Below are 26,580 nucleotides of genomic sequence, written 5' to 3'. Positions count from 1 at the left end.
TGTCCGAAGAAATGTGTATTTTTCATCTGCTGTATTTATTGGTTGTGGTAAACTGAAAATACAGAAAAGGGGAAGCTTCTCAAACGAAGCTTCCCCTAAATTTTAAACCGTTTCTCGGACAGTAGTGATTTTAAATTTGTTATTTAACTCCTTCACCTTCCTTCTTTTCCTACCCATAGTATTCCTACTATGCTGGTTTATATTACGGAAGAACTTGAAGCTTCAAAATGCCTTTCTATTACTTTTAAAATTGCCTGATGCTGTGATAGGAGAGACTGAGAAAGAAAAATGATGAAAGAAATTCTTAGAAAAATACTTCCAAATTCAGTCTTTAAAATACTAAAAATGTTTTACTGGGACTATACTAACGGAACGTCTTTTCAGTCCTTTTCAGGAGAGGGAGAGGATATGATTTTAAGAAAAATTTTCTATAAAAAGAAAACTGGGTTTTACGTAGATATAGGAGCTTACCATCCTAAAAAATCATCCAACACTTATCATTTCTATAAAAATGGATGGTCTGGAATCAATATCGATGCTATGCCTGGAAGTATGAAAATTTTCAAGCAATTAAGACCAAGAGATATCAATGTAGAATGCCCAATAGGAAAGGATAATGAGTTAATCCGATTCTATGAGTTTGAAGATAAAGCTCTGAATGGATTTGAAAGTGATAAACTAAAAAACAAAGATCAATCTAAACCTCAAAATGTGATTAAAAGAATTCACGAATTGAAGTCCAAATCCCTTAATTCTATCTTAAATTCTTATTTGCCTACGGAGCAGAAAATTGATTTCATGAGTATCGATGTAGAGGGAAATGAGATGAGTATCCTTGAAGGGTTTGATTTTGTAAAATATGCTCCAACCTTCATTTTAGTAGAAATTTGGAATTATGAAATTTCACATGATTTTACTAATTCAGTGGACAGTCTCTTGATATATGAAGGGTATATTCCAATAGCGAAAACAATAAATACAGTTTTTTACGAAAGAAAGTCTAATTAATGCCAAAAACTGTAATAAGAGTAGAGAATCTATCGAAACGCTATCGGCTTGGGCTAAAGGAAAAGCAGGCTGAAACGTTAGCTGGTCAAATAGGAAATATGATAAAATCTCCTTGGGATAATCTCAAGCGACTTCGAGATATGAGTCGTTTTGGTGTTGACGATGAATCAGTTTTTTGGGCACTCAAAGATTTGAATTTTGAAGTAAAAGAAGGTGAAGTTTTGGGGATCATTGGTAAGAATGGTGCAGGTAAATCTACCTTATTGAAAATTCTTTCTGGCATTACAGATCCCACCTCAGGTAGAATCGAAATTCATGGCCGAGTAGCTTCTCTTTTAGAGGTAGGGACTGGATTTCATCCTGAACTTTCCGGTCGTGAAAATATCTATATGAATGGGACTATCCTTGGGATGAGTCGTAAAGAAATAGATTCCAAATTAGATGAGATTATTGATTTCTCTGGTGTAGAAAAATTTATCGATACTGCTGTTAAGTTTTATTCATCTGGAATGAAAGTTCGCTTAGGGTTTTCTGTTGCTGCACATCTAGATCCTGAAATTTTGATAATTGATGAAGTTTTAGCTGTTGGGGATTTTGAATTCCAGAAGAAGTGCTTAGGAAAAATGCATAATGTTGCTTCACAAGGGAGAACTGTAATATTTGTGAGTCACAATATGGAAGCTGTTTCCAATCTATGTAGTAAAGTTTTGACATTAAAAAATGGAGCAATAGATTTTCAGGGAAATTGTAGTGAAGGTGTTATAAACTATCTAAATGATTCTGTTAAAGCCCAAGAATTCTATTATGATGACACGGATGTTAATACAAATCGTATAATTTCTATTTACGTTGAAACATTCCTTCCAAATCAGATTCATAAATTTGGTGAGAGTTTAAAGATAAAGGTTCAGCTTAGAGCTGTTAATAATTTAGAAAAGGCAAATGTGGCATTTCAAATAAATGAATCAAGCTCTGGAAGATCAGTGATGTACGGTTGGTTGCATGATAGTGAAAAAACTATTGGATCAATGATAGGTGTTTATGAGCTAGAATGTATAATACCCAAACTTAGACTTTATAAGGGCCAATATAATTTCACTTTTCATTTTTCCGAATTAAGTGGAAGAAAAAACCCACAAAAAATAGAGAGTATTTGTCATTTTGAGGTTTCAATGGTAGGAATCCCGCATCAGTTTGAATGGGCTGAGAATAATTGTGTTTATATCGATGACTTTAATTGGACGATAAGTAAATAAATAGATGGATGATTTAAGATTTGGTTTTGGTAAAAATTGGCTTAACTATGTTAAAGAAGTTAATGAAGAATCGATCCAAGCAGCCAAAGAAAATATTCAATTATGGGTAGGCAATGAAAATTTGAATGATAAGAGAATTATTGATATTGGATGTGGCTCAGGAATTCATTCTTATGCTTTCTTTGAATTGGGGGCTAAAGAGGTTATTTCCTTTGATTATGATATAAACAGTGTTAGAGCAGCCCGAATTTTATGGGAAAAGTCAGGTAAACCTAAAAACTGGAAAATATTTCAAGGTTCAGTATTGGAAATCGAATTTTTAAAGGGGCTTGGTCAATTTGATTTAGTTTATTCGTGGGGAGTTCTGCATCATACAGGTGATTTGTGGAAAGCTATATCAAATACTAATTATTATCTAACAAATGATGATTCGATTATTTGGCTTGCCTTATATCAAGGAGTTGATACTTTTCAACATGATTTAAAATTAAAGATAAATTATAATACCGCTGGTTATTTAGGAAAGCGATTCATTGTCTGGAAAGAAATTTTTCGGATAATGAAACGTAGAAGAGTAAAAGGAAAAAATCCTCTTACTTGGAATGTAAAAAGGGGTAGAGGTATGAGTACTTATTATGATTTGATTGATTGGTTAGGAGGATATCCTTACGAGGTCTGTACTGTGGACCAGTTATCTAATTATATGGCAAAACATGGGAATTGGGGTCTTTTAAAATATAATGACGATGAAGCTTGTGCTGTTACAATTTTTAAGAAAAATATAGACGACGTTGAACCAATGTATCAAACTGACAAATATTAGGAATGAAATTTTATAACAAAAAGAAAATTGCTGAATGGGATTCTAAATCTGTTAGTGAATTTTGGGATTTTGTTTCAAAACAAGAAGATAAATATTTTACAAATCAAGTGGGTAATGTTGTAATTAAGTTTAGTGAAAATTTTTTCGACAAAAACTCAACTATTCTTGATTATGGATCTGGTCCTGGATTTTTAACTAAACAACTTTTGGATAAAAATTTTAAAGTAGCTGCGTTAGATTTTTCCCATGAATCCATAAAGATTTTAAATAATAAACTAAATTATTATGAGAATTTTATAGGAGCATATGATATTAGTCAAGTTGATTTGTTAAGGGAAAAGTTCGATTTGATATTTGTTGTTGAAGTTGTTGAACATTTGAATGATGATTTTCTGGATGAATTATTGAATAATGTTTATAATTTACTTTCTGAAAATGGGAAAGTAATAATAACCACTCCGAATAATGAGCGATTAGAGGATTCTTATATATATTGTCCTTTTAGTGATGTCATTTTTCATAGATGGCAACATGTAAGAAGTTGGAATAAAGATTCTTTGAATATAAAGTTGAATGAGAAAGGTTTTAATAATAATATTTTAATCGAGACTCATTTCTTCAATAAACCTAAGTGGAGTGGTTTAAATCGAAAAACGATTGCTAATTTTTTGGAATACCTTAAGATGGTTATTGAAAAGAAGAAACCACACTTGGTTGCAATAGCACAAAAGAATTGAATAAAATTGCCTTTTTAACCTCAGAATTTATAACTCCTGATCAAGCTAAAACTGGTGGATTGGGAACATATCTTTGGAACCAAGCTAAATTACTTTCTGAGAAAGGTATTGTAGTTGTTATATATCAACCAAGTTTCAGAGATAGTGAGGTTTTCTATTTTGGTAAGAAAGTACTGTTTAAGGAGTTTAAATTAACTCCTTTTAAGCCTTCTATTTTTCAAATAGCATTGCATTTTTTTATTAAAAGGATTAAGAAATATTCTTTGGTTCATTATTTAAAATTAAAATCAAATGCACAAAAAATTAATTCCTTTTTAGAAAGTGAATTAAGAAATAATCCTGTGGATTTGATACAATTTGTTAATTTGAATGGATTAGGCTACTATCCTGTATTAACCACACCAAGTATTATTCGAATTAGTAGTTTGACAAATCTTTACAATCAATTCGGAAGGGGTTATTATGGTTTGAGATCTGAAATTATTCAAGCTCAAATTAAAATTGAAGAAGAAACTTATAAAAATGCAATTTGTATTGTTGGTCCATCAACCTTTTCACTCAATCAAATTAAGCCCAATCCTTTTCAGCTTAAATTACGTCTCCCGACTCCAATAGGAATTCAGGTTGATAGTAGAAGGAATAAAAAACTGGATCAAACTTTAAAGATTGGCTACTTTGGTAATATTGATTATCGAAAAGGGGTTGATTTATTGATTGACGCTATTTTAAGACTTAAGCTTGATACCTGTCATCTATTTTTATGTGGAAGGCTAAACGTTGATAATGAAGAAAATATCAAAATAAAAGATCAAGTTTTATCAGAATCCTTTATCCATTATTCTGATTCTCTGCCTAAAGGTGATTTATTCGAATTAATGAAAGAGATGGATTTAATCATACTTCCTTCAAGAGTTGATAATTGTCCGAACACTCTTTTGGAATCTTTGGCTATGGGAAAGATTGTTATCGGTCCCAATGCTTGGGGGTTTGAAGAAGTGATTACAAATGGAGTAAATGGAATTTTATTTGAAAGTGGAAGTTTAAGCTCATTGGTTGATGCAATAGATTACTTTATGAATTTGTCAGTTGAGAAGAGAATGGAGATTGAGGAAAATGCATTTTTGTCAGTTCAGGAATATCTTGGATCAAGATTAGGTGATAAAATTGTTAATATTTATAAGCAATGTATTGACCATTATAATATTGTATGTGCGGAATCTTAGGTTTGATTAACCCAAAAGGTCTAATTAATCAGGGGTTAATAGTACAAATGCTTAATTTAATTTCACATCGTGGTCCAGATGGTGAAGGTGATTTTTATTATGAAAATGTAGGAATAGGGCACCGGAGACTTTCTATTATTGATTTGGAAGGGGGCAAACAGCCCTTATCTAATTCTGATGGCAGTCTATGGATTACCTATAACGGTGAACTTTATAATTACCGAGAGCTCAGGAAATCATTACAAGGATTCGGGTATTCTTTTACGACTGCGTCAGACACGGAAGTCGTCTTACAGTCCTATGCACATTGGGGTAAAGATTGTGTAAGACACTTCAGGGGAATGTTTGCTTTTGGCATTCTTGATTTGAACAAAAAAGAGCTTTTTTTGGCAAGGGATCATTTTGGAATCAAGCCTCTGGTTTATGCGCATAATTCTGAAGTCTTTGCTTTTGCTTCTGAAATCCAGGCTCTAAAGCCAATTTCAAATGTAAATTGGGGTATTGATCTGACTGCTCTTGATCAATATTTAGCTTATCAGTTTATACCAGCGCCAAATACCATTTATAAGGAAGTCAGGAAACTTCCTCCGGCACATTACATGCGTGTAAGTTTTTCAGGGGAAATAGAAGAGATTAATTCCTACTGGCAACTGGATTTCAAACCCGATTATTCCAGATCAGAAAAAGATTGGATGGAGGATTTGGAATATACCATCAAAGAATCTGTGAATGCTCATTTGGTTGCAGATGTACCTTTTGGTGCTTTTTTATCTGGAGGTGTAGATTCTTCTCTTGTTGTGGGATACATGTCTCAATTGATGGCAAGTCCAGTCAAGACTTTTTGTATTGGTTTCGAAGAGGAGGGTTATTCGGAATTGGAATATGCCAGAAAAGTTTCCAACCATTGGGGTACAGATCACCATGAAGCCATCATTAGACCTGATGCGCTTTCTATCCTTCCTGATATGGTTCGTCACTATGGAGAACCATTTGGTGATTCTTCTGCTATACCCACTTATTACGTTTCTCAATTAGCCCGAAAACATGTTACTATGGCACTTTCTGGAGATGCTGGAGATGAGTTATTTGCTGGATATGATAGTTACTCCAACAGGTGGTCAAGACATTTATCTCCGGTTCCTGAGCATCTTCCAGCCTACAAAAAGAGATTATATCCTTTAATGAGCTCAATTTTCCCAAATAAATATCCGTTAAGAACTTCCTCCCTTTCTGATTGGCAGCGCTATATCCAATATTATGGACCTGGCGAGCGATCAAACTTATGGAAGCCTGAATTTTCTGATCACTTAAACCAAACGGATGCTATTCATCAGAAAATATGGAATCAATCTCACTCCTATAGTCATTTCCAAAAAGCTCAAAATCTGGATTTTCAAACCTACCTTCCTTACGACATCCTGACAAAAGTTGACATCGCCAGTATGATGCATAGTCTGGAGGTAAGGACACCCTTATTAGATATAAGAGTTGTCGAGTTGGGCTCTCAAATCCCTGAAAAGTTTAATATCAATAAATCCTCTGGTGAGTGGGTCGGTAAGCAATTGCTAAAGAAAATACTAGCAAAAGATATGGGAGATGAGTTTGCTTTCCGAAAAAAAATGGGATTTGGAGTTCCCATTTCAAAATGGTTTGAGGAAACAACTAAATCACGAAACGAAGTAAAAGAGAGGATTCTGTCCTCAGGAAATGGATTGGATACTTTTTTTGAATACTCAGCTTTGGAGAAAATTGCAAATGGTAATAATTCTGGACAACAATGGCTATTAGTTTTCTTGCAAGAGTGGTTGGGGCAAAATAAGTAAGTGCTAATTTCTTTTAACTGAAAAAAATGTCCAAAAAATGCATTCTTATTGCTCTACATAGATTTGAAGTGGGTGGAGCAGAGACTCAAGCACTTTATTTGGCGAGGTATCTTCAGGAGAAAGGTTATCAGGTTCATGTTGGTGCTTTCGGAGATGAGCATGGTTTGGGAATTGATAAGTTTAGTCAGGCTGGTATTTCAACTTTTCATTGGGGCTTTCAGGAGAAATTATTACTGAATCCAGAACCTACTTTCAAAGGCAGATTAATAAAACTCAAGTATCTTTTCAAACTAATTCAATTAGTAAGAGCTTTGTCACCTGACATTATTATATCCTATACTTACCCGCCAAACGTAATTTTCGGAAGGTGGAAAAAATGGTTTAATGGCGCTAAAGTTTTTTGGAATCAACGTGACATCAGTATTGGTTTTACAGGACATCCCTGGGAAGAGTTCTCACTGAGGAATACGGATGTATTTATTTCAAATTCCGAAACGGGAGCCAAGTATATAGAGGAAAAGACAGATTGTAAAGTCCATGTAATTCCTAATTATATTGATGCTTATCAATTCAAAAATTCGCTTGATTTTGAGAAATCAGAGTTATTAAAAGTTTTGATGATTGGAAATATTCATGCCAATAAAAATCATATTAGGCTTTTAGAAGATTGGAAAGATGTTGTTAAAATAATGCCAAATGCAAGGCTGTACCTTGCAGGAAAATTTGGTAATGAATACGAAAAGTGTTTGAATTTCATCAATGAGCATGGATTATTGGATTACGTTTTTCTTTTAGGTCAGTTAAAAGATATGATTGGCTTAATTGAGGAATGTCAGATAGCAGTATTTTACTCTCATGGAGAAGGAATGCCAAATGGAATATTAGAACCTATGGCTGCGGGGTTACCTGTACTTGTTCATAGGTATGTTTGGTCAGAAGAACTTTTAGGAAAAGATTACCCATATTTCTTAAGCCATCAAGATCAAGAAGGGCTGGTAGACAGGATCAAATTAATTTCTAAAAAAGATTTAATAAAGATAGGACAACAGAACAGGGAGCGAGCTAAAGAAAAATTTGGAATTGAAAACAGTCTGAATCTCTATTTAGATCTTATAAATGAGTACTAAAATCAAAATCAAATTTGTTGATTTTTGGAAAGGTTTTGATCCAGAGGATAATTGGTTCTATCATTTTTTATCAGAAAGATTTGCGATAGAACTTTCCGATGACCCAGATTTTCTGTTTTACTCTTCATACTCTCATTCATACTTAAAGTATTCATGCAAAAGAATTTTTTTTTCTGCGGAGAATATTCGTGCTAATTTCTATGAATGTGATTACGCATTAAGTTTTGATTTTATTGAAAGAATTAACCATTTGAGACTTCCACTATATGTTATTTGGGATAAACTTGATCCTAGTTATCTTTTGAATCCGGAATATTTGAAGAGCATTAAAACTATAAAGAAATCTAAATTTTGTTGCATTGTGGTATCCAATGGGAAATCTCAGGAGCGCATCAATTTCTTTGAAAAATTATGTGCATATAAAAAGGTTGATTCAGGAGGTGGTTTTATGAATAATATCGGGGAAATGGTAAATGATAAATTATCCTTTATAAAGGATTATAAATTTACTATTGCATTTGAGAACAGCTCTTTTCCAGGTTACGTTACCGAAAAAGTATATCAACCTATGTTCACAAATACAATCCCAATTTATTGGGGAAGTTCTATGATTAATGAAGATTTCAACACAGAAAGAATACTCTGGAGAGGGAATTTTAAATCCGATGAAGAATTAATTGATAAAATTATTGAATTAGATACCAATGATGAGTTATATCAGGAATTTATTTCTCGACCCTGTTTTGTAAACAATGAATTAACAAAATACTTTGATTCTAAAAGAACAGAAGATTTTTTTAAGCTGGTATTTAATGATAGTTCAAAACCATTAGCAAAAACATGGAAAAAGTTTATTGGTATTATAGTTAGAAAAACACGTAGTTATCATCTTAAGAAATCCCTAAAAAAGGCATAAATGAATATTGTTTTTTCCATAAAAAAAATTGTTAGAGGATCTGGTTTTCGAAAAAAGCAGAAAGTAAGTTTCAAAGAATGGTTGCTGAAGAATGGCCCCTATCCACCTCCAAAAGAAGTTAAACAATTTATAATTAGAAGTCTTGCTGAAGAGTATGGGATTAAAACTTTGGTAGAGACTGGGACATACAAAGGAGAAATGGTTTATTCCCAATTTCCATTTTTCGAGCAAATCTATTCGATTGAACTTAGTAAAAGTTTATTTGAAGAATGTGTCGAAAAATTCAAAAAATTCCCAAATATAAAATTGCTACAAGGAGATAGTGGAAAGGTTCTTGATCAATTGGTGCCGCAATTATTAAAGCCTTCAATCTTTTGGTTGGATGCACATTATTCTGCAGGTATTACTGCTAGAGGAGATATTGATTGTCCAATTGAGAAGGAATTGGAGGCAGTTAGTAATTCGAAGAATCTACACATAATAGTGATAGATGATGCTAAGGATTTTGTTGGGATAGATGGTTACCCTACTATTGAAAATTTAAAGGAAATAGTAAAAAGAGTTTTACCCATGTATAAATTTCATCTCGTGGGCGGGATTTTCTTCTTAATCCCGTCGGATTATGAATCAAGTCCATTAGTTGGAACAATGGATCGTAAGTTGAACTTAAATAACTCATAGCCCATAAGAACTGCAGTTTTTGTTCCAATAAAAAGGTTTGATTTATGAGTGTATTTTCTTACACCTTTAATTCGCTTAAAAGCATAAATATTTACCTTCTTTGTTTTTTCTGAATGTGCATTCAAAAGAGTTAATTGAATTTTGAAACAAAGCAAATTATTCTTTAACATTCTATTGTGATTTTGACTCATAGATTTAGAATTTCTTTGAATAAAAACAGTAGGCAAGTCACCATAGCTAAATTTAAATCCATGAATTGCCGCTCTAAACCAATATTCCAAATCCTCAAAAGAACGAAGAGATAGATTAAATAGGCCTATTTTCTCATAAACTATTCTTTTTAAAGTTACTCCAGATCCTGAACTGATTACAGAATTTTCGCTTATCAATTCGAGAGGATTGTTGTTGAACGGTTTGCTCAAATACTTCTCAATTTTTCCTTTTTCATTTATGGTTTTACACGAACAAAATGTTAATGAAATGTGAGGATTTGAAAGATAAAGTTCGGAATCCTGTTGAAGTTTGTAAGATTCCCAAAAATCATCTGAATCCAAAAATGCAAATACGTTGCCTTTTGCACTCTGCATACCATAGTTTCTAGCACTTGAGAGTCCTTCATTGGGTTTGTTTAAAAGGATTATCCTAGGATCATCTTTTATTGTTGCCTCAATTAATTCCTGAGTAGAATCAGTTGAGCCATCATTTATTACCAAACATTCAAAATTTCTCCAAGTTTGATTTCTTACACTTTCTAAACACCGAATGATATAAGATTCATTGTTGTAAACAGGAATAATCACAGAAAAAAAAATTGAAATTGAAGTTGCCATATATAATCAGATTAAAAGGAGGGCTGGGAAACCAATTGTTTCAGTACGCTTATGGAATTAAAATGGAACAGAAATTTGGCTTGACGGTATTGTTTGATGCCCGAGGCCTTAGAAATGCTAATTCACCACGTGAATTCGAACTTTCTGATTTTAAATTTTTATCTGAGCATAAGAGAAAATTCATTTTTGAAGGTAACAGCAATTTCATTGGAAAACTCCTAAGTTCAATTTATTCAAAACTTGGTCGCTCTTATAAGGAATCAGATGAGATGTCAAGGCCGGGAATTTATTCAGGTTTTTGGCAATCAACAAAATATTTAGAGTTTCTTGATCTTGGAGGGGTAAAAGACATTGAATTTAACGAGTCATTTGTAAATGATTTTAAAATTAGTAGAAAATCAAATGATGTTGCACTGCATATCCGTGGAACAGATTTTTTAGTAGATAAAAATTACAAAAATTTAGGCTGGGATTATTATGAAAAAGCACTTTCATTTTTTGATTGCGGTTTAAACAACTTGTCCATTACTATTTTTACTGATGATCCAGTTTATGTTAAAAATCTTGTTCCAAAAGAAATCCGATATTATTTAACAGACTCGAAATCAGCTGGTCAAGACTTGTTAAGATTGTCTCAATTTCCCAATTTTATTTTGGCAAATAGTACATTCAGCCTTTGGGCAGCATATTTATCTCAATCTTCTGGTGGAAAAGTAATTGTTCCTGGATTAGATTATTTTTATTTAAAAGGTGAAATTTTTAAATCAAATTGGTTGGTAGTTGACTAGCTTTTTCAAATGAATTCTTTAAAATCTGGAATTTCAATTGTGATATGTACCTATAATGGTGAATCTAGAATTGATTTGTGTTTGGATCACATTAGAGACTCAGAGTTTAGTGGTGACTTTGAAGTAATTGTAGTGGATAATGCATCGAAAGATCAAACTGCATTAAAAGCCAACTCGATTATTAAAAAATCCGGATTGGACGGAAGGGTGGTTTCAGAGAATAACCCTGGATTAAGTTCTGCTAGATGGCGTGGAGTAATGGAGGCTAAATTTGAATTTATTTTGTTTTGCGATGATGATAATTGGATTTCAACTGATTTTTTAAAAATTGGCTATGATATCCTGAAATCACATCAATCAATTGGTTCATTGGGTAGTCAAGGGGTGCCATTTTTTCAGGGGATTAAACCAGATTGGTTTGATGATTTTTCACATAGTTATGCTGTCGGAAGCCTTGGAAAATCAAATGGACCTCAACCTAAAGGTTCTTATCATTATGGGGCTTGTTGTTTTTTTAGGAAATCTGCATTGGAAGAATTAGTAAATATTGGTTTTCAAAGTATCCTTACAGATAGAAGTGGGACCAGTTTGAGCTCTGGAGGAGATGTGGAGCTTTGCTTGGCAGTTCAATTACTTGGGTTTGAACTTTGGTTTGATGATCGATTGGTTTTTCATCATTGTATAGAGCCTCATCGATTAAAATGGAGCTATTACCTTAAATTAAAACAAGGGATTGCAAGCTCTTTCCCTTTATTGGACAGTTACCGAATTGAGGAGTTTTCAAACTTTGGGGAATTTGGAAATTTCCTGAAAAGAGAATTCCTTCTTACATCCAAGGGAGTTTTAAAATCCGGACTTTTTTCGCTCTTTAAAAAGGATAAACTTCATGAAGTGAATTTTTTGACTTCTAGTACAAAGTTCAAAGCATATTTCAAAAATAGAAAAGCAACACTTAAATCATTTGAAATAAATAAACGAATCTTTGACACCTAAATTTTCCATTATAATTCCCAGTTTTAATCGAGCGGCTTCTGTTGGAAGAACAATTGAATCTTTGTTGGATCAAACCGATTCAAATTGGGAAATCATTCTAGTGGACGATGGAAGCACTGATCATACTAAAATTTTAATAGAAAAATACCTTTCCGATCCTAGAATTCATTACTACTTTAAAAAGAATGAAGGCGTTTCATTGGCGAGAAACTATGGTTCGAATTATTCAACAGGTGATTTTTTGATTTTCTTAGACTCTGATGATCAGCTTGAAAGGGAGGCCCTAGAAAATTTCTCAAAGTTAATTTTTGCTAATCCCAATAGTAAAATAATCCAGGCAGGGTTTACTTTATTGGATGATGATCTCATTATTAAATCAGTGGTAATTCCAAAATCAAATACGTATACCCCATTTTTATCGGGCAACTTTGTGATCAGACGTGACTTTTTCCAATCAATTGGGGGTTATGATTCTCAATTAAACTTTGCTGAAAACACGGAGTTGTTTCACCGGATCAAATTGGCTAATTCAGATGTGGTTTTAGGTGATTTTATCTCATTGAGGTATTTGGATCAGCCATTAGGTGGGAGTAAAAATTTGCGAAATAGTTCTCGTTCGATCGCTTACATTTTAGATAAACATGACCTGAGTTTACCTCTAGCTACAAAAAATCTTTATTGGCAAATCATAGGAGTAAATCATCTTCGTTTCAGAGAGTTTGGATCGGCACGTACTATGTTTCGTAAGGCATTAAAGTATAAATTGTTCCAGCCTAAAGCACTGATTAGGCTTTCTTTGGCATGTTTCCCTTTTGTTTCAAAAATGGTCTATAAACAATCAATCCACTAAGTTTGCGATTCGGAGCTTTCATAGTCACCTTTAACCGTCCGGAAATACTTTTGGAAACAATCAAAATTATTTTGGATCAAACCCAACCACCTGAACTCATCTGGGTCGTAGATAACTCCAGTAATTTAGCTACAGATCAAGTGATAGCCTCCTTACTAAATCCTAGAATAAAATATCACCACGTGGGATATAATTCAGGTCCTGCTGGAGCAGCTGCTATTGGACTAAAGCTTTGTGCAGATGATGGTTTAGATTGGATTTTATGGGCAGATGATAATGATCCACCCTTTTTTCCGGATACTTATGAAAAACTGCTTTCAATTCGTGATTCAAATCCATATTGTGGCGTATTGGGTTCGGTTGGTCATTTTTTTGATCGAAAGAAAGGAGTTATCAAGCGAGTTCAGACAAGACTTTTAGAGAAAAAGAAATCAATAGAAGTGGATTATGTGGCTGGAGGAATGGCAATGATCATTAATTCTGATCTAGTTAAAGAAGGAGTATTACCAGATCCGGGCTTGTTTTTTGGCTTCGAGGAACTAGATTTTTGCCTTAAAGCCAAACGAAGAGGATACGCAATAGTAGTTCACACAGGGGTCTTTTTGAGATTGAGAGAAAAGCACAATCGATTAGAGTATGACAGACCATTCTATATGAAAAAGGGCAATCCAGTCCGGGAATACTATAGCTTAAGGAATTTATTATTTATTTCAGATAGTCTAACTTTAAATACAATGAAGAAACATTTAATTTTAAAATGGATAGCCAAAATGGTGTTTGGATTTCGTTATGGAGTTAAATATGGCTCAAGTAATTTTAAATTTATTCTTATTGCATTCTATCATTATTGGAAGGGTGTAAAAGGCAAATCATTCCCGATTGAATAATCTTAATAAAAGTAAGTTTGCTATCTTATTAGTGACTTATAACAGAGAGGAACTTCTTAGCCAGATTTTAGATGCTATTTGTATTAATCAGTGGGACTATCAATCGTTCATAGTAATAGATAACTGTAGTGAGGACGGAACTCCAGATATTTTGAAAACTTATTCGAATCAACTTTCTTTCACAAACCTAAGGGCGAGTGAGAATCTTGGTCATGGTGCTGGGTTAGCTTTAGGTTTGGAATATCTTAGTAGTTTAAAACAGAAACCCGAATACCTCATTTTTCTCGAAGATGACAGCATCCCCCAAAGAGAATTGCCGGAAATCCTAATTTCTCAGATTTCAAGTTCAGATTTTAGCTTGCTTGCGCCTTTGGGTAGTATAAAAACATTAGGAAAACGAACCTTGATTTTTCCTCCCCATGGAGAGATTAAAGAAGTGGATTTTGCTGTGTTTGACGGAGCGGTGATGAAATGGGAGTTAGTTTCAAAAGTAGGGATTCCTGTCCCGGATTGGTTTATGATGGTGGATGATTATGAATACTGTTATCGGGTCAAAAAGGCAGGATTTAAAATTGGGGTGGTTCACAATGATTTTCATCAGATTCTTCATTTGGGTGCAGGCTCAGGGTTTTCCCGTTCTTCACTTTGGAGAGGATATTATCAGGAGAGGAATTATGTTTTTTTTGTCAAAAAGCATTTTACACTTTTCAACTTTACTGATTTTGTGATCTTTTTTGGGAAAAGAGTTTTTGGGAGTTTGGCGGCACCAGACCGATCTCAAAGAATCAAGCTAAAATTTATAGGCCTTTGGCATGGATTGATTAATAAAAAAGGAAGAACACTAGACCCAAAAACACTGCAATTTATTTCCTGAGTAATACATACATGGATCTTAAAAAACTAATTCAGCAGGATCGAAAAAGATATGGAAAGACTTTTTTCAAGGCTATTGTTAATCCTGGATTTCGCTTTTTAGTATGGATGCGATTAGCTGCCCATTTCGGGAAATTTCACCCGGTTGGTCTTTTGTCCAGAATTTCCATCAAACTGATGAAGGTTCGATTCGGACTTCAAATTCCCCATATTGCTAAAATCGGAGGAGGGCTTTTTATGGGGCACTACGGCGGGATTGTGATTTCCAGTGAAGCGGCAATCGGTGAAAACTGTAACATTGCACAGGGCGTAACAATTGGTCGCATAAATAAAGGTCCAAAGAAAGGTGCACCGAAAATTGGGAATAGAGTTTGGGTTGGCCCAAATGCCGTACTGGTAGGTAATATTACGATTGGAGACAATGTATTAATTGCTCCCCTTTGTTTTGTAAATATGGATGTTCCGACAAATTGTATGGTGATTGGTAATCCTGCTAAAATCATCGAGGGAAAGACTTCTGAAGATTATATTAATATTTACAAGTGAAAATTCTATTCACTCAAGACGCGTTAATCAATGCAGGTGCTGAAAAAAGTCATATGGAACTTATTTCCAGGTTCTCACCAGAAATAAAAGCTGAGTTGGTTTATTTCTATCCTAGACATGATCTTAAGGAAGATTTTGCAAACGCAGGAGTTAAAACACATTTTTTAGATATCCCAGAAACCTACCATTTCCCTTTAGCGATTTGGCGATTGATCAAATTGATCAATAAACACAAACCTGATTTGCTTATCTCTTGCCTATGGCGAGCAGATATCATAAGTAGAATAGCTTCAGTATTTACGGGAGTACAGCTAGTAGGAACCCTAGTAAATGATAGCTATGGAACTTTTAGTATGCAAGACAAAAAGGGTCTAAAACATAAGTTCGTTTTCTGGCTGGATAAGTGGACTGCTTTTATCCCTATTCATTGGATGTCTAATGCAAATGCATTGGTAGATGCCCACGTGAAAACCTTAGGGCTGGACGCTAGGAAGATCTCAGTTGTTTATCGGGGTAGAAGTGTTCCTGAAGAAAAGTGGGAGAATGGGAGAGAAGAGATCCCGATAGCTATCGGGAGAGATTTTCGATTTTTGTCGTATGGGAGATTACTGGAGCGGAAAGGCTTTCAAGATGCAATTCAAGCTTTTTCTTATGTTGTAAAAAATCATCCTAATTGCTCCCTCACCATCTACGGAGAAGGACCTTATCGCTCCCAGTTGGAAAACTTAATTACTTCCTTAGGCCTTACAGCCTTCGTGAAACTTCCAGGTAAATTTGAAGGACCTACTAATCTCTCCCCGATAGCTATCGGGGCTCCCAATCTCTCTTCTCACAATCCTCGCAATCTCTCCTCTCTTAATCTCTTACTCTCTTCAGACTGTTTTCTGTTTCCAAGTTGGTACGAAGGCTTCTCAGGCGCTCTGGTAGAAGCTATGATGGCTGGGATTCCAATTATAGCATCCGATGTTCCTATGAATTTAGAGGCTATTACTCCTGGTCAAAATGGCATTGTCTTCCCCGTCAAGAATATAGATTCCTTGAAGTCTCAGATGCAGTTTGCCATTGAAAATCCTGAGCAAATGGAAGAGTTTGGGAAAAATGCAAGAATGACTGCAATCCAGCGTTTTGACATAGAAAAAATAGCAAAGGAATATGAAGGTGTTTTGCTAGAAGTTTTCAAAAGATCTGTTACCCATGCTTAGAATTGGAGTATTGACAGATGGAGAATCGCTTTCAGCTTGGGGCTTTGAGATGCTGAGTAAAATCCAAGAGGAAGGCTATGGCGAGATAGTACTTGTTATTGAAAGCCAAACACCAAAATCCTCAGGAAAGAAATCTCCTCTTCTTTATAGAATCTATAGAGCTATTGATAGAAGGCTTTTCAGAACTAAGCAGGATGCATTCTCCCTGAAAAAAATCTCTGATCTCCCAAATTTCACTGCCAAAAAAATTGAGATTTGGCCAGTTCAAAAAAAATATACAGATGATATATCTTCTACTGATCTTGACGCTCTCCGAACTTGGGATTTGGACATTGTAATACGCCTAGGTTTCAGAATCCTTAAAGGCGAAATTCTTCGTCTTCCGAAGTATGGAGTTTGGTCTTATCATCATGGTGACAATCGGGTAAATAGAGGTGGGCCTCCCTGTTTCTGGGAAGTGATGAAGGGTGAAGAAACCACTGGTTCAATTCTTCAGATACTCAGTGAAAAATTGGATGATGGTCAGGTGATTTACAGATCCTGGTCTCACACAGATCCACTCTCAGTTCAGAGAAATGCTAATAGAGTATTTTGGAAGTCATGCTATTTTGCGCCTAGAATGATAAAAAAACTTGCTCTTCTAGGTGAGCAAAAGTGGAAGGAGGAAATCCAAAGATTGCAAGACTCTCCATGTGGCTATAATGCAAACATGTATCGCCCTCCCAATGGAAGTGCCATGTTCGCATTATGGGTTAAACTTTGGGTGAACAACGGATTAAGAATAGTCAAGGAATACTTTAAAAGACCTCATTGGGAAATTTTTATCTCTTCTAAACCAAAAAAGGTCGAAGTAAACCACTCAGATGAGGCATTACCTTCTGCATTAAAGCCCATAAAAGATTCAATTCTTGCCTCCAACTTTGCCCCCCTAATTTCTTCTAATACTAATAGGTACTATGCAGACCCTTTTGTCTTAGAACGTGATACTAAAACCTACTTGTTTTTTGAAGATTATGACAAAAAAAGTAAAAAAGCCAGAATATCATTTGCAGAATATAAGGACGGTCAACTAGTGGAAGTTTGCCCAATCATAGAGGAATCCTGGCACTTGTCGTATCCCTTCATTTGGGAACATGAGGGTGATTTTTATTTGATTCCTGAGTCTGCAGATACAGGGCGCGTATACCTCTACAAAGCTGAGAGTTTCCCACATAAATGGGTGAAATTAGGTGTTTGGTTCGAGGGAGAAGCCTATGATCCCACAGTTCATTATCAGGATGATAAGTATTGGCTATTTGTAAATCAAAAATCACATCAAGCTTGCTCCTCCTTTGATGAATTGTATCTCTATTATTCAGATACTTTTCTCAATCCAACTTGGGTGTCTCACCCCATGAACCCTATCGTATCAGACGTACGAAGCGCTAGACCTGCTGGTAAAATATTTGCAAATGGTAGGTTGTTAATTCGCCCTGCTCAGGATTCAGGTAAGTTTTATGGACACAGGATAAAGTTACAGTCCATTAAAGTTTTGACCGAAGATGATTTTCAGGAAGAAACATTGGAGATACTGGAATCTGATTTCTCTCCCACCATCATAGGCACCCATACAGTCAATAGTTCTGAAAACTGCTTAGTATTGGATGGGTATTCTAGAAAGTAAATTACTATTGTGAAGATATTTCAAGTTATTCAAAAGCCACAAGCGAGAGGAGCAGAATTGTTTGCCTGCCTTCTTGCTCAGAAATTACTTGAAATGAATCACGAAGTAATACTCATTTCCATCTTTGAAGGGGATTATGATTTACCTTTTACGGGAAGGCAAATTCATTTACAAAGACCTATCAAAGATAGATTATGGGATCTGAGAGCTTGGAAGAGTTTTGCTGACTTAATTAAGAAAGAGCGACCAGACCTGATTCAAGCTAATGCCGCTGATACTTTGAAATTCGCTGTTTTCTCAAAAGTTATTAAGGGTTGGAAGGTGCCCATTATTTTTAGAAATGCTTCTTTGGTAAGTAGATATATCAATAGTATTTGGGTGAATAAATTTAATGCTTTCCTTTACTCTCAGATAGATGCTATTGCCTCAGTGAGTGAAGGATCAGAGGCGGATTTTAAATCTACTTTTTCAGCTTATCACAAGCTGCATCAAATTATCCCTATTGGAATTGAGGTTCCACAACTTTCTGAGGAAAAAGAGAAAACAGCCGATCCTATTCTAATTCATATTGGTGGGTTTACATTTGAGAAAAATCATCAAGAACTCATTCTGATTTTCAAAGAGATATCAATAAGGTATCCCAAAGCTACTTTATGGCTTTTTGGCGAAGGACCCTTGAAAACTAAGGTGATGCAGCAAGTGACAGATTTAGGGTTGAATGAGCAAGTACTTTTCAAAGGAAATCGAGTAAATGCTTTTCAATTTGTTCCAGGTAATTCAATCTTTGTTTTACCAAGTGTCATTGAAGGATTGCCTGCTGTGATATTGGAAGCATTTGCTAATAATGTACCGGTGATTGCTTATAATGTTGGAGGAATTGGCGAAGTAGTAAAAAACAAAGAAACAGGTTGGCTAGTAGAAGCAGGAGATTCGCAGGCTTTCATTAATGCTGTCTTGGATGTGTTAAACACCCCCTCTATAGACCTGAATAGATTAACTTCAAATGCTAAAAAGCTAGTGATAGAAAATTACCAGATTGACCAAATTGCCAAGAAGTTTATAGCATTCTATCGTAAATTTGTTTAACAAGCAGGGGTATTTAAAGTTATTGAATATCTTATTTGATTCGTAATTAAGGATTTACAATAATTTTAAATTTTAAATTCCTTTTCATTTTAAATTTTAAATTCTTCCATTTTACATTCTTATTTCCTGTTCATTTCAAATTTTAAATCTCCCCCTTGCCAACTAAAATAAGAATCCTCCACCTAATCAAATCCCTCGGACGTGGAGGAGCAGAGAAGCTGATCCCCGAAACGGCTCTGGTGCATCATAAAGACAGATTTGAGTTTCACTGCCTGTATTTCTACCATCAGAGAAACAACATAGTGGATGAACTGGAAGCTGCCGGAATACAGGTGCATTTAATTCCTTCTGGAAATTTGGGACTGTTTTTTCAGGTGAATAAAGTACGAGCCTTTGCCAAGCAGCTAGGTATAGATATCATTCATGCCCACCTTCCTTGGGCGGGAATTATGGCCAGGTCTGTTGGGAATAATCTTAAAATCCCCATAGTCTATACAGAGCATAATACTTGGGACAGGTACAATACCATTTCCTACTGGGGCAATAGAATGAGCTTCAAAAATCAGGATATTGCCATCGCTGTTTCTAATGAAGTAGCCCTCTCCATGCAGCTCAACTCCATGATAGACCCCTACCAGCGTGGCGGTAGAATGAAGATCAAAGTCATACAGAATGGAGTGAATACGGATGTTTTTAGAAGGATGTCGGATGTCGGATGTCGGATCCGCCACGGCGGACAAGTGCCCGATGTAGATTCTTCTCCCGTTGGCTCCCGAGAATTGGGAGAAGCAATTTCACAAGTTGATTTCTCACTTATTGGTAACTCGAGACCAACTCCCCCTTTAGAAAGGGGGGCAGGGGGGATTTCTCTCAATTTGAAAGACTACCTCAAAATCCCGCCTAACGCTAAAACTATCGGCATCGTAGCCGTATTCCGTGATCAAAAACGCTTATGGATTTGGATAGACTTAGCCCTGAAAATCCTTCAAAAATCCCCGGAAACTCATTTTGTGCTAGTAGGAGATGGAGAGTGGAGATCCCGACTGGAAAAACAGATAGAAGAATCAGGAAAGTCAGCTAATTTTCACCTTGTCGGGGTACAAAAGCAGGTAATTCCTTACTTATCTATAATGGATATTTATCTAAGTACTTCCGAATTTGAAGGCTTACCCATCGCTATGCTTGAAGCCATGTCCTGCGAAGTACCTGTAGTGGCCACCCGAGCTGGTGGTATAGGAGAGGTGATTCAGCATGGAGTTCAGGGCTTCTTATCCGAGATCGATGAATATGGAGAATTGGTAGACTACTGCGTACTACTCATAAAAGATCAAGACCTGCATCAATCCATGTCCCTCGCTGCCCGTGAGCGTGTCGTTGCACAATTCAGTATGAAAAGGATGGTAGCGGAGTTGGAGGGAGTTTATGAATCGGTTATTGGGAAAGAGAGTGGGAGAGAAAAGAGAGTAGGAGAATAAGAGAAAATAGAGTGCCCGAATATCCCCCCGATAGCTATCGGGGCTCGAATCTCTAATCTCCCAATCTCTAATCTCTCAATCACTAATCACTAATCACTAATCTCTATATCTCCATATCTCCAATTTCCATACGATTACTTATTTTAGTACTATAAATTCACTTTTTAAAAACTAAAATCATGGACCGATCAGAAACTTTTGAAAACCTAAAATGTTGGCAGTTAGCTTATGAGTTGAAAAAAAGTTTAAAACAGGAAGTCGTAAGTAAATTTCCTTCAACTGAAAAATATGAGCTGCGATCTCAAGTTGTCAGGGCAGCGAGATCAGCTACGGCCAATATCGCGGAAGGCTGGGGTAGATTTCATTATTTAGATAGTAATAAATTCTATTATAATTCAAGAGGTTCATTAGCTGAAATCGAGCATGTCGGAAGCGAGACATAGAGGGATGATTATTAGCCCTGCGAGATTCCATGTGGCAATTGAAAAACAATTTTAAACACATGAAATTTTGGATCACATTATAGAAGCTAGAGACGAAGGCTATATTTCTCAAGAGGTTTATTTGAAATTTAGAGCCATGATAATTGAATCACTCAAAGTATTGAATGGCTTTATTTTCTATCTAAAAAGAGAACATGTAAATAGCATGAGAAAATGATAATCTCCAATCTCTCAATCTCTCAATCTCCCAATCTCTAATCTCAAATTAGCCTCGTGCTCGGCGCCGTAATCCTCATACTCATCCTCTTTGGCATCAGCCAACCCATACTCGGCAACCTACAGCGGGAGCATAAGTGGGTGAAGGCAGGTATGCTCAATCAGATCTTCTGGTATCACATGCTTTTTGGCTTGGTTTACTGGACTTATGCTCAGTTTAATCGATCGGATTCTGTTAACTATTTTAATAATGCAAAATATCTGTGGAAGGATTGGTTTGATGCCTTTTCCCCAGGGACGGATTTTGTAGAATGGATGGCTTTTCCTTTTGTAAATTGGTTCGGCTTTAATTACGATATGATGATGTTCCTGACCACTTGGTTGGGGTTTTGGGGCTTTGTCTACTTCTACTTATTCTTTAAAGAAAATCTTCGCTTCAATCCCAAGTTCGAGGGCTGGGATGCCATCACCATTTTTATGTTCCTGCCTAATATGCACTTCTGGACGGCATCTCTGGGAAAAGGAGCAGTGATTTTTGCTGGGATTGGGTTTCTGGTTTATGGTCTTTCCTGGCCTCAAAAGAGAATTCCTCACATAGCTTTTGGTAGCTTTCTTTGTTACATGGTTAGGCCCCACATTCTCTTTGCTATCCTAATAGGAATGGGAGTGGGATTTGTATTGGGGAAGGAAAAAGTACCCGTATATCAGAAGTATTTCGTGGTGTTTTTTGCGATCGGCATGAGTATCTACGTGTACGAAGATTTGATTACCTACTTAGGTTACGATCCCAACAACCTGGTAGATAGTTTTGAAGAGGAGTCATCCTTAAATAGAGATAGATTGCAGTCTTCAGGTTCAGGGGTAGATATGGGCTCCTACAGCATGCCCATGAAGCTCTTTACTTTTTGGTTTAGACCCCTGTTTATTGATTCTCCAAATGCTTTAGGTATTGCCATATCCTTTGAAAATGCTCTCTACATCTACATGTTTAGTAAGGTAGTTCGCAAGGACTTCCTGACCTATATACAAATCGCTCCGGCCATGGTGAAGATGTCGGCCGTAGTGTTTATCTCCATCTCCATTTCCATGACCTTCGTGATGTCTAATCTGGGTATTATCATACGCCAAAAATCCCAGATCATGTACTTTATGCTCTTCGTGGTAGTGGCCTTTATGGATTGGCAAAAAACCACCCGCATCAAAAAACGTGGCGAAATTTTTAATAGAATAGTGGAGGAAGAACGAAAGAATCTGGAGCTGGCAGAGACTGAGAAGTAGTACCCGTCATTGCGAGTCTTGAAAATTTGAGAAATAAACAAAAAGGAGATGAGGGTTTTTGAATTCAGGTTTATGTCGCCCTGAGCGGAGTCGGTGTCAGGCTGAGCACTTGAGAGACGAGAGTCTCGAAATCGAAGCCTCTGTTAATGTGAGTAACATAATTGTCCTCGATCCCGATAGCTATCGGGACGCTCGGACTGACACGATTTGCGACGAAAAACATAATCCGTCATTGGTAGGAGGTACGACAGCCTGTCCCGAACTGGTTTCGGGAAAGCAATCTGTTGTTCATAACCCCAAATCTATATTTATTAACCTTCTTCCTACCTCATCCTACCGGATGAATCCAATATGACTTGTCTCTGGGGTTATTTAAAACCTGAAATCAATTTTTCTCCCAATTTTAAATTCATCATTTACATTCATCATTTTAAATTCTCAACTCATGGCCTTGGCGGAACCACCAACAGTTGTCCCTAATTCTTCATTTTAAATTTTACATTCATCATTTTAAATTCTTCATTTTAAATTTTAAATCCCCCCATGTCCCCCGGCACCTTCACCATCTCCCTAGACTTCGAACTCCTATGGGGTATCTTCGATAAAATAGGCACAGGCTACAAGCCTTCCTACTTCCTTAATACCCGACAGATAGTTCCTATCATGCTGGAGAAGTTTGCCCAAGCCAATATCCAGGCTACCTGGGCTACTGTGGGAATGCTCTTTGCAGAAAATGAGGAAGAGTGGCAGTCCTATTCACCCAAGTTTTTGCCATCCTACCGGGACAGGAAATACTCCGCCTATGAGTGGGTCAAAAAGCATGGAATCAGACCTGAGGTACACTTTGCTCCAGAACTGATCCAGCAGATCCTAGACACTCCCGGTCAGGAATTAGGCTCACATACCTTTGCGCATTATTACACCCTGATGCGGGGACAAAGTCCCGAGCAGTTCCGGGAAGACCTCAAGGCCACCCAAAAGATCTCCCAGGATAAGTTCGGCGTAAGTCTGGAGTCCCTGGTTTTCCCCCGCAATCACATCAATGAATTATATCTCGGTATTTGCCTGGAGGAAGGCTATAAGTATGTGCGTGGAAATCCCCGGAATTGGTTCTGGCAGGAGACCCAGCACGAGAACCTGAGTAAGAAGATTTTCCGCTCTGCCGACTGCTTTTTTCAGGTTGGCGCCAAGACAAGCTATCCCTTGGAAGCAGTTCAGGAGTTTGAGGGGGAACCACTAATCATCCCTGCCTCCAGAATTCTTCGCCCTCAGCAGCAGCACAATATGCTGATGAACAAAAGTAGAATGGCCAGAATAAAAAGAGAAATGCATTATGCTGCCAAGCATGGCGAAGTCTACCATCTCTGGTGGCACCCACATAATTTCGGTGCCTCTCCCGAAAGCTCTTTAGCCGAATTGGATGAGCTGATCACCCATTTCACACAGCTACAGGCAGAATATGGCATGGTATCCATGAACATGCGAACCCTGGGCGAGCAAGTAAATAAGAAGCAGATGCAGGTATAGATTTCTAATTTTGTGTGCACATCCATGTAGGGGCGAATAAACATTCGCCCGTACCGTCCTAAAATTCAAAAACCTCAGAGCCTAATGGTCTGAGGTTTTTTTGTGTCCACACCATGGTCTGTGTCCCACAGACCACTTTTCCATTTGGATTCGTTTCCATTCCTCGGCAGAATTATCCGTTTCCTATGATGATCTAGGGCCGAGGGAAATGGCTACTTTAACTTTTTTGACCATGGGGCCCGATAGCTATCGGGCCACCCATGCCTGTCCGCGGTGGCGGAGCTATTAATGGTTTCACCCCTTCAGGGTGATTCTCACACTTCTCTACTTTCATATATTTTAAACTTCCAATTCCTTCATTTTATCCCGATAGCTATTGGGACCCTCATTTTAAATTCCATATCGTTCAAAATCCCCCTAGCCCCCTTTAAAATCAATTTTCTTCCATATAAAACTCCTACTCCAAGGGGGAGTCAGATCCGTTTTCAAGCCTCCCAACTTCCCACTTCCCATCTTCCATCCATTTTAAATTTTCAATTTCTTTCATTTTAAATTCTCAATTCCCTCATTTTATCCCGATATCTATATGGACCTTCATTTTAAATTCCTAATTCCCTCATTTTAAATTCTCCCAAACCAACCAACCATTAACCAATAACCAACAACCAATAACTCCCGATTGCTATCGTGGACACCCACCGCTAGGTTATTCTGACCTTTCAGGCCAATGATATTACTTTATCCATGTAAACAAAAGCTTCGCTTTTATGAAAAATTCATATTAAATCACTGTATTTTCAATTTAAGCTTGATTTCGAAAAATTTAAAATTTAGTATCTTTGTGGTATGGGTACCAAAAAAGATAAGCTTACAGCGCAGATAGAAGATTTGACTCATAAAATGAAAAGCCAGATGCCGCGCATTAAGAAGGAGATCTGGATATATGAGCAGAAAGTTGCCATGGGCACATTGACAAAAAAACCTAAGGTGTCTCCACAGTTTAACTAATGGTAAAACCCCAGCTTTTGGTTATCGCAGGATGCAACGGAGCGGGTAAATCTTCTTATTCCCGCATTCTGTCTCCAGAAGGCATAGAAGTTTTTGATTATGATAAACATTTCCTCGAAATCTATTCAGCTCTAATTCCTACAGATTTTCAGGATTAAATGGCTCACAGTATGGCTTACCAAAAGCTTGAGACCCAAATCAATCAGGCTATTAATACAGGAAAGTCTTTTGCCTACGAAACGAACTTCAATTCTGATCCATTACACTGGCCTTTGATTTTCAAGGCAGCGGGATATGAGATTAACATGATTTATTTCTGTTTAAATTCAGTAGAAGAAGCACAAAAAAGAGTGGCGATCAGAGTTGAGAACGGCGGCCACTTTGTGCCAGATAGTGAAATAATTGCCAGATTTAAAGCAGGATACACTAATCTGAATGAGTTTTTTGGCTTTTTTGATACACTGCATTTATTCAATAGTTCCACCTATGGAAAAGCCCCGGATTATTGTTTGACATTCCAAAAAGGTGAATTGGTTAAAAAAGCTGATCTCCCATTCTTTTTAGAGGATTTAACTTCTACGCTGTATAGTCAGGCAAAGAGTTAACAGTATATATCTATTTCTCATTTTAAATTCTATCTAATCCCGTAGTATTCGGTACTCATAACTGTTAATAATTAATCATTTCCACTGTTTTTATTCCAATCCTCCTTATGTCCGGCGCGGAGGGCTGTCAAAATAGCGGGCCAGCGTCCGGCCTTGCGCGGAGAAGCATTATTTTGACGATGGTTTTTGGGCACTTTTGGCCGAAACCAAAAGTGCCAGAGAAATAAAGGGCTCATCTAGAGCAATTCTCCAGAGTTATGCTGTTGATATTGCAGTCTCCAGACTGTCTTCCAAATTCAACTTCCTCTCATTTTAAATTTCTGCTCTTTCCCTTTGCTACACAGGCTATTTTTTCAAATCGATTCGTTTCCATTCCTCGGTAGAATCATCCATTTCCTATTATGACCTAGGGCCTGCCTGTCCCGATGAGCATAGCGATATCGGGAAGGTAAATTGCTTCTTTAACTTTCTTTACCATGGGGCCCGATAGCTATCGGGCCACCCATGCCTGTCCGCCGTGGCGGAGCTATTAATGGTTTCACCCCTTCAGGGTGATTCTCACACCTCTCTATTTTCATATATTTTAAACCACTACTGTCCGAGAAACGGTTTAAAATTTAGGGGAAGCTTCGTTTGAGAAGCTTCCCCTTTTCTGTATTTTCAGTTTACCACAACCAATAAATACAGCAGATGAAAAATACACATTTCTTCGGACA

26 protein-coding genes are annotated in these 26,580 nt (G+C 36.6%); 25 read left to right on the top strand and 1 reads right to left on the bottom strand.

All coding sequences use genetic code 11. From position 1 onward, the window contains the following. The first annotated feature begins 291 nt into the window (after positions 1–291). The 9 genes from ESV85_RS21495 to ESV85_RS21455 are packed head-to-tail and all read left to right on the top strand — an operon-like array spanning position 292 to position 9,594. Positions 292–1,008, top strand: coding sequence for an FkbM family methyltransferase (locus ESV85_RS21495; protein ID WP_191322081.1), 717 nt, complete (start codon positions 292–294; stop codon positions 1,006–1,008). Next, positions 1,008–2,264 (top strand): polysaccharide ABC transporter ATP-binding protein, encoded by a 1,257-nt coding sequence (locus ESV85_RS21490; protein ID WP_146921313.1) that lies wholly within the window; start codon positions 1,008–1,010, stop codon positions 2,262–2,264. The genes ESV85_RS21495 and ESV85_RS21490 overlap by 1 nt, the downstream gene beginning before the upstream one ends. A 4-nt stretch (positions 2,265–2,268) precedes the next feature. Beyond that, positions 2,269–3,087 (top strand): class I SAM-dependent methyltransferase, encoded by an 819-nt coding sequence (locus ESV85_RS21485; RefSeq protein WP_146921311.1) that lies wholly within the window; start codon positions 2,269–2,271, stop codon positions 3,085–3,087. 2 nt (positions 3,088–3,089) lie between these two features. Beyond that, a complete protein-coding gene (locus ESV85_RS21480; protein ID WP_146921309.1) occupies positions 3,090–3,824 on the top strand; it encodes a class I SAM-dependent methyltransferase in 735 nt (244 codons plus the stop codon). After that, on the top strand, positions 3,821–5,047 hold the full coding sequence (locus ESV85_RS21475) for a glycosyltransferase family 4 protein (protein WP_146921307.1): 1,227 nt from the start codon (positions 3,821–3,823) through the stop codon (positions 5,045–5,047). The genes ESV85_RS21480 and ESV85_RS21475 overlap by 4 nt, the downstream gene beginning before the upstream one ends. Before the next feature lie 47 nt (positions 5,048–5,094). Continuing rightward, entirely contained in the window at positions 5,095–6,870 is a 1,776-nt protein-coding gene (gene asnB / locus ESV85_RS21470; RefSeq protein ID WP_262713343.1) for an asparagine synthase (glutamine-hydrolyzing), read from the top strand. A gap of 26 nt (positions 6,871–6,896) precedes the next feature. Then, positions 6,897–7,997 (top strand): glycosyltransferase family 4 protein, encoded by a 1,101-nt coding sequence (locus ESV85_RS21465; RefSeq protein WP_146921303.1) that lies wholly within the window; start codon positions 6,897–6,899, stop codon positions 7,995–7,997. Beyond that, a complete protein-coding gene (locus ESV85_RS21460) occupies positions 7,987–8,913 on the top strand; it encodes a glycosyltransferase family 10 domain-containing protein (protein ID WP_146921302.1) in 927 nt (308 codons plus the stop codon). Before ESV85_RS21465 ends, ESV85_RS21460 begins: the two co-directional genes overlap by 11 nt. After that, the gene (locus ESV85_RS21455) at positions 8,914–9,594 is read left to right on the top strand and encodes a hypothetical protein (protein WP_146921300.1); all 681 of its coding nucleotides are present in this window, start codon (positions 8,914–8,916) and stop codon (positions 9,592–9,594) included. Here ESV85_RS21455 and ESV85_RS21450 read toward each other — a convergent pair. Next, positions 9,534–10,424, bottom strand: a complete 891-nt coding sequence (locus tag ESV85_RS21450) for a glycosyltransferase family 2 protein (protein ID WP_146921297.1) — start codon at positions 10,422–10,424, stop codon at positions 9,534–9,536. The genes ESV85_RS21455 and ESV85_RS21450 overlap by 61 nt on opposite strands. On the opposite strand from ESV85_RS21450, the gene ESV85_RS21445 reads away from it, so the two are divergent. The 16 genes from ESV85_RS21445 (at position 10,418) to ESV85_RS21380 (ending at position 25,864) form a co-directional block, all read left to right on the top strand. After that, positions 10,418–11,212, top strand: a complete 795-nt coding sequence (locus ESV85_RS21445) for an alpha-1,2-fucosyltransferase (protein ID WP_191322080.1) — start codon at positions 10,418–10,420, stop codon at positions 11,210–11,212. The two genes, ESV85_RS21450 and ESV85_RS21445, sit on opposite strands and share 7 nt — an antisense overlap. 9 nt (positions 11,213–11,221) lie before the next feature. Further along, a complete protein-coding gene (locus tag ESV85_RS21440; RefSeq protein WP_146921294.1) occupies positions 11,222–12,205 on the top strand; it encodes a glycosyltransferase in 984 nt (327 codons plus the stop codon). Further along, positions 12,195–13,055, top strand: coding sequence for a glycosyltransferase family 2 protein (locus ESV85_RS21435; RefSeq protein WP_191322079.1), 861 nt, complete (start codon positions 12,195–12,197; stop codon positions 13,053–13,055). Before ESV85_RS21440 ends, ESV85_RS21435 begins: the two co-directional genes overlap by 11 nt. Positions 13,056–13,057: 2 nt before the next feature. Then, positions 13,058–13,942, top strand: a complete 885-nt coding sequence (locus ESV85_RS21430; protein ID WP_146921290.1) for a glycosyltransferase — start codon at positions 13,058–13,060, stop codon at positions 13,940–13,942. Beyond that, entirely contained in the window at positions 13,935–14,816 is an 882-nt protein-coding gene (locus tag ESV85_RS21425; protein ID WP_146921288.1) for a glycosyltransferase family 2 protein, read from the top strand. The genes ESV85_RS21430 and ESV85_RS21425 overlap by 8 nt, the downstream gene beginning before the upstream one ends. An 11-nt stretch (positions 14,817–14,827) precedes the next feature. Further along, entirely contained in the window at positions 14,828–15,361 is a 534-nt protein-coding gene (locus tag ESV85_RS21420; RefSeq protein ID WP_146921286.1) for a serine O-acetyltransferase, read from the top strand. Further along, complete coding sequence (locus tag ESV85_RS21415) at positions 15,358–16,563, top strand: glycosyltransferase (protein ID WP_146921283.1); 1,206 nt, start codon at positions 15,358–15,360, stop codon at positions 16,561–16,563. The genes ESV85_RS21420 and ESV85_RS21415 overlap by 4 nt, the downstream gene beginning before the upstream one ends. Beyond that, entirely contained in the window at positions 16,556–18,226 is a 1,671-nt protein-coding gene (locus ESV85_RS21410; RefSeq protein ID WP_146921281.1) for a hypothetical protein, read from the top strand. The genes ESV85_RS21415 and ESV85_RS21410 overlap by 8 nt, the downstream gene beginning before the upstream one ends. Before the next feature lie 9 nt (positions 18,227–18,235). Then, entirely contained in the window at positions 18,236–19,312 is a 1,077-nt protein-coding gene (locus tag ESV85_RS21405) for a glycosyltransferase (protein WP_146921279.1), read from the top strand. 155 nt (positions 19,313–19,467) lie between these two features. Beyond that, the gene (locus tag ESV85_RS21400) at positions 19,468–20,787 is read left to right on the top strand and encodes a glycosyltransferase (RefSeq protein ID WP_146921278.1); all 1,320 of its coding nucleotides are present in this window, start codon (positions 19,468–19,470) and stop codon (positions 20,785–20,787) included. A 179-nt stretch (positions 20,788–20,966) separates the two neighbouring features. Continuing rightward, a complete protein-coding gene (locus ESV85_RS22610; protein ID WP_223276080.1) occupies positions 20,967–21,230 on the top strand; it encodes a four helix bundle protein in 264 nt (87 codons plus the stop codon). A gap of 273 nt (positions 21,231–21,503) precedes the next feature. Next, the gene (locus ESV85_RS21390) at positions 21,504–22,724 is read left to right on the top strand and encodes a hypothetical protein (RefSeq protein WP_191322078.1); all 1,221 of its coding nucleotides are present in this window, start codon (positions 21,504–21,506) and stop codon (positions 22,722–22,724) included. 543 nt (positions 22,725–23,267) lie between these two features. Next, positions 23,268–24,251, top strand: coding sequence for a polysaccharide deacetylase family protein (locus ESV85_RS21385; RefSeq protein ID WP_146921276.1), 984 nt, complete (start codon positions 23,268–23,270; stop codon positions 24,249–24,251). 846 nt (positions 24,252–25,097) lie between these two features. Then, positions 25,098–25,259: a hypothetical protein gene (locus ESV85_RS22390; protein ID WP_191322077.1), complete on the top strand. Its 162-nt coding sequence runs from the start codon at positions 25,098–25,100 to the stop codon at positions 25,257–25,259. Further along, positions 25,259–25,417, top strand: coding sequence for a hypothetical protein (locus ESV85_RS22385; protein ID WP_191322076.1), 159 nt, complete (start codon positions 25,259–25,261; stop codon positions 25,415–25,417). Before ESV85_RS22390 ends, ESV85_RS22385 begins: the two co-directional genes overlap by 1 nt. Positions 25,418–25,429: 12 nt before the next feature. Next, positions 25,430–25,864, top strand: coding sequence for a hypothetical protein (locus ESV85_RS21380; RefSeq protein WP_146921274.1), 435 nt, complete (start codon positions 25,430–25,432; stop codon positions 25,862–25,864). Positions 25,865–26,580: the final 716 nt, after the last annotated feature.

The sequence above is a fragment of the Algoriphagus aquimarinus genome, from assembly GCF_007997215.1.
Taxonomy (GTDB): Bacteria; Bacteroidota; Bacteroidia; order Cytophagales; family Cyclobacteriaceae; genus Algoriphagus; species Algoriphagus aquimarinus_A.
This window is presented reverse-complemented; position numbering and strand designations above follow the sequence as displayed.